The organism is Cellulosimicrobium sp. NPDC030954, from assembly GCF_055571305.1.
In genome coordinates this window covers 46,455-58,796 of record NZ_JBVIFN010000008.1, presented here as the reverse complement: position 1 = coordinate 58,796, position 12,342 = coordinate 46,455, and the positions used below count along the sequence as shown (strand labels likewise).

10 protein-coding genes are annotated in these 12,342 nt (G+C 75.8%); 8 read left to right on the top strand and 2 right to left on the bottom strand.

Annotation, left to right across the window (positions count from 1 at the left end):
- Positions 1-106: 106 nt before the first annotated feature.
- Positions 107-1,045, bottom strand: a complete 939-nt coding sequence (locus ACZ402_RS15560) for an NAD-dependent epimerase/dehydratase family protein (protein WP_375825230.1) — start codon at positions 1,043-1,045, stop codon at positions 107-109.
- 120 nt (positions 1,046-1,165) lie between these two features.
- Between ACZ402_RS15560 and ACZ402_RS15555 the strand changes: the two genes are divergently transcribed.
- From ACZ402_RS15555 to ACZ402_RS15540, 4 genes are read left to right on the top strand one after another with little or no spacing between them, the layout of a single operon-like run.
- Positions 1,166-1,915 (top strand): TetR/AcrR family transcriptional regulator, encoded by a 750-nt coding sequence (locus ACZ402_RS15555; protein ID WP_375825231.1) that lies wholly within the window; start codon positions 1,166-1,168, stop codon positions 1,913-1,915.
- 40 nt (positions 1,916-1,955) lie between these two features.
- Positions 1,956-2,339: a cold-shock protein gene (locus tag ACZ402_RS15550; protein ID WP_087469799.1), complete on the top strand. Its 384-nt coding sequence runs from the start codon at positions 1,956-1,958 to the stop codon at positions 2,337-2,339.
- 1 nt (position 2,340) lies between these two features.
- A complete protein-coding gene (locus ACZ402_RS15545) occupies positions 2,341-3,306 on the top strand; it encodes a DUF3027 domain-containing protein (RefSeq protein WP_375825232.1) in 966 nt (321 codons plus the stop codon).
- Entirely contained in the window at positions 3,303-6,434 is a 3,132-nt protein-coding gene (locus ACZ402_RS15540) for a sacsin N-terminal ATP-binding-like domain-containing protein (RefSeq protein ID WP_375825233.1), read from the top strand. Before ACZ402_RS15545 ends, ACZ402_RS15540 begins: the two co-directional genes overlap by 4 nt.
- Here ACZ402_RS15540 and ACZ402_RS15535 read toward each other — a convergent pair.
- Complete coding sequence (locus tag ACZ402_RS15535) at positions 6,410-6,673, bottom strand: DUF2530 domain-containing protein (RefSeq protein WP_375825234.1); 264 nt, start codon at positions 6,671-6,673, stop codon at positions 6,410-6,412. The genes ACZ402_RS15540 and ACZ402_RS15535 overlap by 25 nt on opposite strands.
- A 447-nt stretch (positions 6,674-7,120) precedes the next feature.
- Between ACZ402_RS15535 and ACZ402_RS15530 the strand changes: the two genes are divergently transcribed.
- The 4 genes from ACZ402_RS15530 (at position 7,121) to manA (ending at position 12,342) form a co-directional block, all read left to right on the top strand.
- Positions 7,121-8,635, top strand: coding sequence for a sugar transferase (locus ACZ402_RS15530; RefSeq protein ID WP_375825235.1), 1,515 nt, complete (start codon positions 7,121-7,123; stop codon positions 8,633-8,635).
- A gap of 40 nt (positions 8,636-8,675) precedes the next feature.
- Complete coding sequence (locus tag ACZ402_RS15525) at positions 8,676-9,422, top strand: hypothetical protein (RefSeq protein WP_375825236.1); 747 nt, start codon at positions 8,676-8,678, stop codon at positions 9,420-9,422.
- Between the two features lie 85 nt (positions 9,423-9,507).
- Positions 9,508-10,983 carry an NCS2 family permease gene (locus tag ACZ402_RS15520; protein ID WP_375825237.1) on the top strand — a complete coding sequence of 492 codons (1,476 nt, stop codon included), beginning with the start codon at positions 9,508-9,510 and terminating at the stop codon, positions 10,981-10,983.
- Positions 10,984-10,992: 9 nt separating this feature from the next.
- Positions 10,993-12,342 (top strand): mannose-6-phosphate isomerase, class I, encoded by a 1,350-nt coding sequence (manA, locus tag ACZ402_RS15515; RefSeq protein WP_375825238.1) that lies wholly within the window; start codon positions 10,993-10,995, stop codon positions 12,340-12,342.

Genomic DNA, 12,342 nt, shown 5'->3' with positions numbered 1-12,342 from the left:
GCACGTCACGCCAGATCGGCAGCTTCTGCCGAGATCGGCAGGTGCGACCGCCGATCTCGCCCGCGACCGCCGATCTCACCGGTGGGTGCCGACCTCGTGCGTCCGGTCAGGTGCGGGCGGTGCGTCGGCAGACCTCGTCCCAGGGTGTCGGCTCGATCCCGAAGCGGGCGCGTGCCGCCGTGTCGTCGAGGACGTAGGGGCGGTCCCACTGGTAGGCGAGGTCGCGCAGCTCGCGCAGGAGGGGCGAGAAGAGACCGGCGGCGGCGAGGCCGGCGCCTCGCAGCGAGCGGACGCGGACGGGCGGATACCCGACGCTCGCGAGGACGTCGGTCAGCGCCTCGCGCTGGGTGCGCGGCGGGTTGCTCGGCGTGTGCCACGTCCGGCCGTGCGCGTCGGGGTCGGCCGCCGCGGCGACCAGGGTGCGGGCGGCGTCCTGGACGTCGGTGAAGGTGTGCGGCAGGTCGGTGCGCCCGATCATCGTCACGGCGCGCCCGCGCAGGGCGGCCGGCACGACGCGCGAGACGTGCCCGTTGGCCCCGACGCCGGGCCCCACGAAGTCGGAGCTGCGCACCTCGACGACGCGCGCGCGACCGGCGCGGTGCGCCGCGAGCGCGTCGGCCCACAGCCGCGCGCGCAGGACGCCCTTGTGGTCGGTCGCGACGTCGGGCAGGTCCTCGGTCATCGGCCCGTCGACGGGGCCGTAGGGGTAGAGGTTGCCGGTGATCGCGTAGACGGCGCCGGTGCGCTCGACGGCGGTGAGCATCGCCGTCGCGAGGGGCGGCCACACGCGCTCCCACTGCGTGTAGTCGCCGGGGTTGGCGCAGTTGTAGAGCACGTCGGCACCCTCGGCGACGCGCGCGAGAGCGTCCGCGTCGGTGGCGTCGAGAGCGAGGTGCGTGGCGCCCGCGACGCCGGTGTCCCGGCCGCTGCGGGTGACGACGGTGACGTGCGACCCGCGGGCCGCGAGCTCGGCGGCGACGTGCCGGCCGACGGGGCCGGCACCGACGACGACGTGCCGGTCGGCCGAGGAGGGTGCGCTGGACATGGGATCTCCTTTCCGAGAGCAGTGCTCTCGCTTCGTCGAGGAGCATGGCACGGGCGGTCGTCCAGTGCAAGAGCGGTGCTCTCGTTTGTGGGCGGCGCTCTCGTCTGCCACCCTGGCGGGATGACGGCCCCTCGCACGGCACGCGCCCTCGCGCGCGAGACCCTGACGCGCGACATCCTCGACGCCGCCCGTGCGCGCCTGGTGGCCGACGGCCCCGCCGCGCTCTCGCTGCGGGCCGTCGCGCGCGACGTCGGCATGGTGTCGTCGGCCGTCTACCGCTACTTCCCGAGCCGCGACGCGCTGCTCACGGCGCTCCTCGTCGAGTGCTACGACGAGCTCGGCGCCGCCGTCGAGGCCGCGGAGGCCGCCGTCGCGCGCGACGACCTGCCCGGGCGGTGGCTCGCCGCGTGCCGGGCGCTGCGGTCGTGGTGCGTCCAGCGCCCCGGCGACTTCGCCCTGCTCTACGGCACGCCCGTCCCGGGATACGCGGCGCCGCAGGACACCGTGGAGCCCGCGACGCGCGTCGTGCGGACCCTCGTGCGGATCGTCGCCGACTCCTGGGCGGGCGGCGAGGGCCCCGCGCCCGCCCCGCCGTCGGCCGGCGACGCGGGCGCGCTCGTCGCCCCCGCCGTCGCGTACGTCGCCTCCCGCGGTCTCGTCGGCGGCGACGCGCCGGCGGAGGCCGTCGTGCGCACGCTCGTCGCCTGGACGACCCTGTTCGGCACGGTCTCCTTCGAGCTGTTCGGCCACCTCCACCGCACCGTCGCGGACTACGCGGACTGGTTCGACGCCGTCGCCCTGCGCGTCGGGGCCGACGCCGGGGTCGTCCCGCGCGGGACGGATGCGGCCTTGCCGCCGTCCGGCCGGTAGCCTGGGGGTTCTGGTTCCTACGAGCACGAACGAGGTTCACGTGCCCACCGGCAAGGTCAAGTGGTTCGACACCGAACGCGGGTTCGGCTTCATCGCCAACGACGACGGCGGCGAGGTCTTCCTGCACGCCTCCGCGCTGCCCGCGGACGCCCCCGCGCCCAAGCCGGGCGCCCGGGTGGACTTCGGCGTCGCCGACGGGCGTCGCGGCCCGCAGGCGCTCGCGGTCACGCTCCTCGACCCGGCCCCGTCCGTGGTCAAGGCGAAGCGCCGCTCGGCGGACGAGATGGCGGTCATCGTGGAGGACCTCATCAAGGAGCTCGACCGGATCCGCGACGGGCTCGGCAAGGGCCGCTACCCGGAGAAGGGCAAGGCCACGATGGTCGCCAAGGTCCTGCGCGTGGTCGCCGACGAGATCGAGGGCTGACATGGTCGCCGTGGCTGCCGCCGAGGAGCGTTCCCGGGGAGTGTCCGCGCGTGCCGCGCGGGACGCCGTGCTCACGGGCGCGGTCGAGCTCGCGCGCGCCGCGGCCCAGGAGGTCGCCGAGCGCCCCGAGGACGTCGGGGAGCACCTCGGCACGTTCGCCGAGGCGGACCGCCTCATCTCCCACCGGTTCGCGTGCACGATGCGCGGCTACCGCGGCTGGCACTGGACCGTCACCCTCGCGCGCGTGCCGCGCGGGCGGACGGCCACGGTGTGCGAGGTCGAGCTGCTGCCGGGCGACGGCGCGCTGCTCGCGCCGTCGTGGCTCCCGTGGTCCGAGCGCCTGCAGCCGGGTGACGTGGGGCCGGGCGACGTGCTCCCGTTCCGCGCCGACGACCCGCGCCTCGAGCCCGGCTACGTCCCCACCGGCGACGAGGAGCAGGACGCGGTCGCGATCGACGAGCTCGCCCTCGCGCGCGCCCGCGTGCTGTCCCCGCAGGGTCGGGACGAGGCCGCCGAGCGCTGGTACCGCGGCTCGCGCGGCCCGACGGCGCGCGGCGCCGTGGCGTCGGCCGCCGAGTGCGGGTCGTGCGGGTTCCTCGTCACGCTCCAGGGCAGCCTCGGTCAGGTGTTCGGCGTGTGCGCGAACGAGTGGTCGCCCGACGACGGCAAGGTCGTGAGCCTCGACCACGGGTGCGGCGCGCACTCGGAGACCGACGTCGAGCAGCAGCGGAGCGACTGGCCCGACGCCGACCCGCTGGTCGACGAGCTGCACGTCGAGATCGTCTCCCTGCTCGAGTCCGTCGCCCCGTCGGCGCCGCCCGACGGGGAGCCGGTGGCGGAGCCGGAGGCCGACGCCGTGGCCCCCGAGCCGACGGCCGATGCCCCGGAGCCGGGAGCTGCGCTGGAGTCCCGGCCGGCCGACGCCCAGCCGGCCACCGAGCCGGCGGCCGACGAGCCGCAGGAGTGACGGACGACGTCTTCGGGACGGCCGCGCTGCGCCGTGCGGTCCTGGAGGCGTGGCGGTCGTCCCCGACGCGGCTGCGCGAGGACGCGAACACCGAGGAGGACCACGCCCACGGGTCGTACCGGGGCCGGGTCGTCGTCGAGCTCGCGCAGAACGCCGCGGACGCCGCGGCCCGCGCCGGGGTCCCGGGGCGGCTGCGCCTGAGCCTGCACGCGCCGTCGGGGCCGGACGAGCCCTGGGTGCTGCGCGCGTCGAACACCGGCGAGCCGCTGGACGCGTCGGGCGTCGCGTCGCTCGTGGCGCTGCGCGCGTCCGCGACGGGACGTGGCGCGCGCGACGCCGGCGACCGGACCTCCACGGTCGGCCGGTTCGGGGTCGGCTTCGCGGCGGTCCGGTCGGTCTCCGACCGGGTGCGGGTCGGAGCGGGGGAGCGCACCGTCGAGCTGTCGCTCGCGCGCACGCGCGCCGCGCTCGACGACGTGGTCGCCGACCGTCCCGACCTCGCCGCCGAGGTGGCGCGCCGCGGCGACCGGCTCCCGGTGCTGCGGCTCCCGTTCCCGGGCCGCGTGGAGGTGCCGGCGGGCTACGACACGGTCGTCGAGGTCGAGCTGCGCGACGCCGACGCGCTCGCCGCCGTCCGCGCCGAGCTCGCGGACGTGGGGGACCCGCTCCTGCTCGCGCTCCCGGCGCTCACCGAGGTCGTGGTGTCGGGCGACGGCGTCGAGGAGCGTCGGGTCGCGGACGTCGCCGACCGGTGGACCGTCCTGCGGCGCGAGGGGACGGTCGACGCCGCGCTGCTCGCGGACCGCCCGGTCGAGGAGCGCACGTCGACGCGGTGGTCGGTCACGTGGGCGCTCCCGGACGACGGCGCGCGCACCGACGTCCTGCACGCCCCGACCCCCACCGACGAGCGCCTCACGTTCCCCGCGCTGCTCCTGGCGACGTTCCCGCTGGACCCGGCGCGCCGGCACGTCCCGCCGGGGCCCGTCACGGCCCACGTCGCCCGCGCGGCGGGGCGCGCGTACGCGGAGCTGCTCGGGGAGCTCGCGCACGCGCGCGGTGCCGACGTGCTCGCCCTCGTCCCGACCGGGCTGCCGTCGAGCGCCGTCGACGCCGAGGTCCGTGCGTCGGCCGAGGCCGCGCTCGCCCGGACCCCGCTCCTCCCGCTCGACGCGCCGCCTGCACGCGGCACCGGGGAGCCGCGCGGGGCGGCCGACGACGAGGCCGGGACGTCGGTCGACCGGCACTCCCTGGTCACGCCCGCCGAGGCGCGGGTCCTCGCGGGGGACGTGGGCGACGCGCGCGTGCGGGCCGAGCTCGGGGTCGCGCACCTGGTGGACGTCCCGGGGCCGCTCCGCGTGGTCGCGCGGTCGCTGGGAACCCAGGTCGTGGACCTCGCGGACGTCGTGGACGACCTCCCGCTCGTCGCCGACCCGGTGCGCTGGCGCGCCCTGTACGACGCCCTCGCGGCGCACGCCGGCGACCGGTCGGTGCTGGAGGCGCTGGGGGCGCTCCCCGTGCCGCTGCTCGGCGGGCAGGTCGTGCGCGGCGCGCGGGGGCTGCTGCTCCTGGACGCCGGGTCGGGCGAGCCGTCGGACGGCGGGGTGCTCGACGCGCGCGACGCGGCCGAGCTCGGGCTGCGCGTCGTCGACCCGCGCGCCGCGCACCCGCTGCTCGAGCGCCTCGGGGCGCGGACGACCGACCTGCGGACCGTGCTCTCCGACGGGGCCGTGCGCGAGCGCGTCCTGGCGGCGTCGGACGTGGCGGACGCGGGCGACGAGCCGACGGCGGACGTGGAGCGGCTGCTCGCGCTGGTCGCGGCCGCGGCGCGCGCGGCACCGGCACGGGCGGGGCTGCCGTTCTGGTGGGGCGAGCTGCCCGTCCCGACGGCCGACGGCGACTGGTCGCCCGTGCGCGGCTGCGCGCTGCCGGGGACGTGGGCCGCGGACGCGCTCGACACGCTGGACGTTGTGGATCCCGCGGTCGTCGACCGCTGGGGCGAGTCGGTGCTGCGCGCGGTGGGCGCGGCCGACGGGCTCGGGGTGCTCCGCGTGCGCGACGTGCTCACGACCGCGTCGGCCGACGACGAGCCGGACCTGGACCCGCACGCCCCCGAGGGCTGGCTGTCCGACTGGAGCGGGTACCTCGCGTACCTCGCGGTGACGCTCGGTCCCGAGGCGTACGTGGGCGACGTCCTCGCGGTCGCGGACCTCGACGCGGTCGCCGACGCGGCGTGGCCGGACGCGCTCGCGCGGCTCGCCGCGGACCCCGCCACCCGGGAGGCGCTGCTCGCCCCGGTGCGGGCCGAGGGAGGACGGACCACCACGGCGCGCTCCTACGCCGCGTGGTGGCTGCGCGAGGAGCTCGGCGGGGCGTTCGCGCTCGGTACGGGCCCCCGGCAGGTCCCGTTCCTGCGCCCGGCCCCGCCGGAGGTGACGGGGCTCGACGACGAGGTGCTGGCTGCGCTGGGCGGCGTGCGGGGCCTCGCGGAGCTCGAGCCGGACGAGTGGGTCGAGCTGCTGGACGACCTGCCCGACGTCGGGGAGGCGGTCGACGCGCGGGCCGCGCTGACGCTCTGGCGTGCGCTCGGTGCCCTCGCGGCCCGGGGCGAGCGGCTGGACCCGCCGCCCGACCGGGTGCCTGCGCTGCGTGCCGGCGCGGTGGTCGTGGTCGGTGCGGACGACGTCGCCGTCGCCCCCGACCCGATGTGGTCACCGGTCCGTGCGGTCCTCCCGGCGCCGCCGGGGCTCCTGGCCGAGGTCGCCGACCTCCTGGACGTCCGGACGGTCCCGCGCACCGCTCCCGCCCCCGACGCCCCCGGCCGTCGTGGCGACGTCCCCGAGGCGGTGCGCGCGGTCCTCGACGGTCCGGCGCCTCGCACCTGGGAACGTCACGACGACCTGCGTGTGGGCGGGGTCGCGGTCTCGTGGTGGGTGGAGCGCGGCGGGGGAGCGGACGCCGTCGTGCACGCGACCGGTCCGGCCGGGCTCGCCGCGGGGCTCGCGGTCGCGACGGGACGCCACAACGCGCGGTTCGTGCTCGAGGCGGCGCTCCGCGACCCGGACGCGGCGCAGGACGCGCTCGCGCGGACCGCCTGGGACGACCCTCAGTCGCCCGACGACGCGCGGTAGCGGGTGCGGTTCCGGCGCTCCCACACGAGGCCGAGCAGGCCGAGGACGAGGCCGACGCCGCACGTCGCGACGGCGCGCGGGGCGATCGTGCCGGTCGCGAGGAGGACCGTGCACACGACGAGCGCGACCGTCCAGAGGCCCATGCCGACGAGGATCACGACGCGCAGGTCGACCCGCCAGGGCCCGGGGTCGGGGCGGCGGCGGTCGGGGTGGAGCAGCAGCGTGACGAACGAGGGCACAGGGGCATCGTAGCCACCGCGCGGTTTTTCACCCGCACCTGGGTGTCACACCCGTGACCTGCACCACATCTCCTTCTGGTGTGAACACACGTCGGGACCACTCGCAACGGCACGCTAGGATGCAGGCGCCGCGCTACGGCCTCCACAGATGGTCACTCGTCCAGGTGGATCTGGCCGGCGCCGGGCCGCGCATCGCTTCGGGACCTTCGTCCGAGGTATCCGGACCTTCGGCAGAACGTGGAACCTGGACACCCGTCCAATCTATTTCTCCGAGCGGCTGACGCGGCACCAGATCCGCAGGATCCTGACCCTCAGGACGACTCCGACCACGATGGTGCGGAACGTCTTCTCACCCGGGTGAAACCCCCTGACAACCCTCGTTCCCGCAGTTTCCGAACCCTAGGATGAGTCGCCATGCAGGGTGTAGAACCGACCGGAGGTGGACGCATGTCCCACAGCGTCACCGAGGACGCCAGGCGGAGCCTGCGCACCCTTCTCGCCACGACTCCCGCGGCCCGGATCCGCGCCGCGCGCGCCGCGTTCGCCGCCCAGGGCTGGGAGGTCGCCTACCGGCGCCGGCTCCTGCTCACCGACACCGCCGTGATCGTCGTCGCCGTGCTCGTCGCCTACTTCCTGCGCTGGGACCAGTTCATCAACGAGCCCGTCCGCGAGACGCGCGTGCCGTACGTCGTGCTCAGCCTCCTCGTCGGCGTCGCCTGGTCCGTCTCGCTCGTCGCGAGCCGGACGCGCGACCCGCGCGTCATGGGGAGCGGCCCTACCGAGTACCACCGGGTCTTCGACGCGTCGTGGCGCCTCTTCGCCGTCCTCGCGGTGCTCGCGTTCCTGCTCCGCTTCCCCGAGGCGCGCGGGTACCTCGCGTTCGCGTTCCCGCTCGGTCTCGGCGGGCTGCTCCTCGGACGGTACGCGTGGCGCCAGTGGCTGCACGCCCAGCGGGCCCACGGGCGCATGCGCTCCGCGGTGCTCGCGATCGGCCACCGCGACCAGGCCGAGCGGCTCATCCGCGACCTCAACGGCCGCGACGAGTCGGGGTACCGCGTCGTGGGCGTGTGCGTCCCCTCGGGCGGGTTCGGGGCGGGCGAGGAGATCCGCGGCGTCCCGGTCCTCGGGGAGCTGCGGCACGCGGGCGAGGTCGCCACGCGCGTCGGCGCGGACGTCGTCGCCGTGTCGGGCTCGGACGCCATCACGGCCGAGGTCGTCCGGCGGCTCGGCTGGGAGCTCGAGCCGTACGGCGTCGACCTCATGCTCACGGCCGAGCTCGCGGACGTCGCCGGGCCCCGCATCACCATCACGCCCGCCGAGAGCGTCTCGCTCCTGCACGTGGACGCGCCGCGCTTCACGGGCCCCAAGTTCGCCGTGAAGTCGGTCATCGACTGGACCGGCGCGGCGCTCATCACGCTCGCCGCGCTGCCGGTGCTCGTGCTCGTCGCGCTCGCCGTCCGCACGACGAGCCGCGGCCCGGTGCTCTTCCGCCAGGAGCGCGTCGGCCGCAACGGACGGACGTTCCCCATGTTCAAGTTCCGGTCGATGCGTGTCGGCGCCGACCGCGAGGTCCAGCACCTCGAGGAGCAGAACGACGGTGCCGGCCCGCTGTTCAAGATGCGCGACGACCCGCGCGTCACGCGCGTCGGCCGCGTGCTGCGCCGCTACTCGCTCGACGAGCTCCCGCAGCTCTTCAACGTGCTGCGCGGCGACATGAGCCTCGTCGGGCCGCGGCCGCCGCTGCCGCGCGAGGTGCAGAAGTACGAGAAGAAGGTGCGTCGTCGCCTCCTGGTCAAGCCGGGTCTCACGGGCCTGTGGCAGGTCGGGGGAAGGTCGGACCTGTCGTGGGAGGAGAGCGTCCGGCTCGACGTCTACTACGTCGAGAACTGGACGATGTTCGGCGACTTCCTCATCCTCGCGCGCACGGCGCGCGCGGTGTTCTCCGGCTCCGGGGCCTACTGAGGCCGGCCGGGGTGCAGGGTCGGGCGCGAGGAGGTGCGTCGTGCGGGTCTCGGTCTCGGGATGCGGTCGCCGTGGCGTCCTGCACGCGGCGTACCTCGCGGCGGCGGGTCACGAGGTCGTGCTCCACGACACGGACCCCGCTGCCCTCGACGCGCTCCGCACGGGACTGAACCGCGCCGCTGAGCCCCGGCTCCACCGGCTCCTCGCGCTCGGCCTCGTGAGCGGGCGGCTGCGCCCCACGACGGACCGCACGGCGGTCGCGGGGGCGCGGGTGCACGTCCTGTGCGTCGGCGCGGGACCCGACCCCGACCCCGACGGCGCCTCGCGCGTGGCCACGCTCCGCGACGCGCTCGACGACCTCGCCCCGCACCTCGGCCCCGGGGACCTCGTCGTCGGGCGCGCCCGCGTGCCCGCCGGGACCGCGGAGTGGCTCGCGGCGGGCCTGGTCGCCGACGGCGTCCGCGCGACCGTCGCGTGGGTCCCGGACGAGCACCGGCCCGGTCGCGCGGTCGTCGACCTCCTTCACCCGCCCCGGCTCGTCCACGGGGTCCCCGCCGGCCCGGCCGGCGAGCGGGCGGCCGCGATCCTCGACGCGCTCCACGCCGTGCAGCTCGCGAGCGGCGCTCCCCGGACCGTCACCGACCTCGCCACCGCGGAGGGGCTCGGGCACGGGGTCGGCACGCCGCGTCCCACGACGCTCGGGGGTCGCGGCCGGCAGGGTCGCGAGGACGCCGACGTGGCGTCGAGCACACCCGCGCCGGCCCTCGCCGCCGTCGGCGCCGCCTGACGTGGGAGGACGCCCGCAGGGCACGATGCCGGACCGTGTCCCGCGTGTTACCGCGCGGTCACAGGGTTCTGGCAGCATTCTCCCCATGTCCACCCCCACCTCCGTCCACGAGGACGAGCAGGCGCCTGCCCCCGCGTCCGGCGCGATCGACCGCTTCTTCAAGATCACCGAGCGCGGCTCGACGATCGGCACCGAGATCCGTGGTGGTCTCGTCACGTTCTTCGCGATGGCCTACATCATCGTGCTGAACCCGCTGATCATCGGGACCGTCCAGGACGGCACGGGCCAGTTCCTCGGCGGCGGCGCCGAGCCCGACTTCGGCAAGATCGCCGCGGCGACCGCGCTCGTCGCGGGCGTCATGACGATCGCCATGGGCGTCTTCGCGAACTTCCCCCTCGGCCTCGCGGCCGGGCTGGGCCTCAACGCGGTCGTGGCGTACTCGATCGCCTCGCTGCCGGGGGTGACCTGGGCGGACGCGATGGGCCTCGTCGTCATCGAGGGCCTCATCATCCTGCTCCTCGTGCTCACCGGGTTCCGCGAGGCGGTCTTCCGCGCGGTCCCGGTCGAGCTGAAGACGGCCATCAGCGTGGGCATCGGCCTCTTCATCGCGCTCATCGGCCTCGTCAACGCGGGCTTCGTCACCGCGGGCAGCGGCACGCTCCTCGCCCTGGGCAACCTCGGCACGTGGCCGATCCTCGTGTTCGTCGTGGGCCTCGTGCTGACGATCGTGCTGTGGGTCCGCAAGGTCAAGGGCGCTCTGCTCGTCGCGATCCTCACGGCGACCGCGCTCGCCGTCGTGCTGGAGAACACGCTGCACATCGGCGCCAAGGCGCCCGACGGCTCCAACCCGAACGGCTTCAACCTCAACGCGCCCACGTTCGACGGCGTCGTGCAGGTCCCGGACTTCGGCCTCCTCGGCCAGTTCTCGCTCCTGGGCTCGTTCCAGAACATCGCGACCGTCACCGTGATCCTGCTGGTGTTCTCGCTCCTGCTCGCGGACTTCTTCGACACGATGGGCACCATGGTCGCCGTCGGCGCCGAGGCGCGCCTCAACGACGCCGACGGCGTCCCGCCGCGCTCGCGCGCGATCCTCGTCGTCGACTCGCTCGCCGCGGCCGCGGGCGGCGCCGGCTCCGTGTCGTCGAACACGAGCTTCGTCGAGTCGACCACCGGCGCGGGCGAGGGTGCGCGCACCGGTCTCGCCTCGGTCGTCACGGGCGTCGCGTTCCTGCTCGCGACGTTCCTGTCGCCGCTCGTCGCGCTCGTGCCCTACGAGGCCGCCGCACCGGCGCTGGTCTTCGTCGGGTTCCTCATGATGACCCAGATCGCCGGCATCTCCTGGAAGAACGTCGAGATCGCGATCCCGGCGTTCCTCACGATCATCGTCATGCCGTTCACCTACTCGATCGCGGACGGCATCGGCGCGGGCTTCCTCGCGTTCGTCGTCATCAAGCTCGCGCTCGGCAAGATCCGCGCGATCCACCCGCTCATGTGGGTCGCGTCGGCGATGTTCCTCGTGTACTTCCTCCTCGGCCCGATCCGGGAAGCGCTGGGCGTCTAGGCTCGGCCCATGACGAGCACGGCGGACGAGCGGTCGGGAGAGGCGTCGGTCGACGACGCCGTCCCCGCCGGTCGTCCGCCCGCGTTCTACCGGTTGGAGAACACCGTCCAGGCGTACGACTGGGGCTCGACGTCGGCGATCCAGGACCTCTTGGGGGTGGAGCCGGACGGTCGTCCGGCGGCCGAGCTCTGGATGGGCGCGCACCCGCTCGCACCGTCGCGCGTGGTGCCCGACGGCGCGCTGCGCCCGAGCGAGGGACCGGGCGGGGCGGCGGCGTCCGGCACGACGCTCGCGGACCTGGTGCGCGCGGACCCGGTGGGGGTGCTGGGCCAGCGCGTGCTCGACCAGCACGGTCCCCGGCTGCCGTTCCTCCTCAAGGTGCTCGCCGCCGAGCGCGCGCTCTCGCTGCAGGTGCACCCGCACCCGCACCGCGCTCGCGAGGGGTTCAACCGCGAGAACCGGGAGGGCGTGGCGCGCGACTCGCCGCTGCGCAGCTTCCACGACGACCAGCACAAGCCGGAGATGGTCGTGGCGGTGTCGCGCTTCGAGGGCCTGTCGGGCTTCCGCCGGCCGACCCGCATCCTCGAGCTCCTCGACGGCCTCGACGGTGATCTCGTGGGGCGCATGCGGGCGGCGCTCCTCGCCAGCCCCACGGAGGCGGGCGTCCGCACGGCGTTCACGCTCGCCCTGCACGCGCGCTCCGAGCCCGACGTCGCGGCGGACCTCGCACGGACCGTCGCGTCGGTGCGGGCCCGGGCCGACGCTCCGGCCGGGACCCCGGCCGGTTCCGGTGCCCCCCGCCGCACGTCGCGGCGCGCCGACGCCACGGTGCTCGCGCTCGCCGAGCAGCACCCGGGCGACCCGGGCGCCGTCGTCTCCCTCATGCTCAACCGGGTCACGCTCGCGCCCGGGGAGTCGATGTTCGTGCCGTCCGGCCACGTCCACGCCTACCTGTCCGGCTGCGCGGTCGAGGTCATGGCGAGCTCGGACAACGTGCTGCGCGCCGGGCTCACGAGCAAGCTCGTCGACGTCGACGCGCTGCTCGAGTGCGCCACGTGCACGCCCGGACCCGCCGCGCGACCGCGGCTGGTCGACGACGGGACCGGCCTCGTCACCTACCGTCCGCCGGTCGCGGAGTTCGCGCTCCGGGCGGGTCGGGTCACGGGCCCGGTGCCCCTGCCCGACGCCGGTCCACGCGTCGTGCTGTGCCTCGACGGTGCCGTGACGCTCGCCGAGGACCTCGACGAGGACGTCGCCGGGACGAGCCTGGTGCGCGGCGGGTCGGTCTTCGTGCCCCACGCGACCGGGCCGGTCGTCGCGCGTGGCGACGGTCGCGTCGTCGTCGCCTACGTGCCCTGA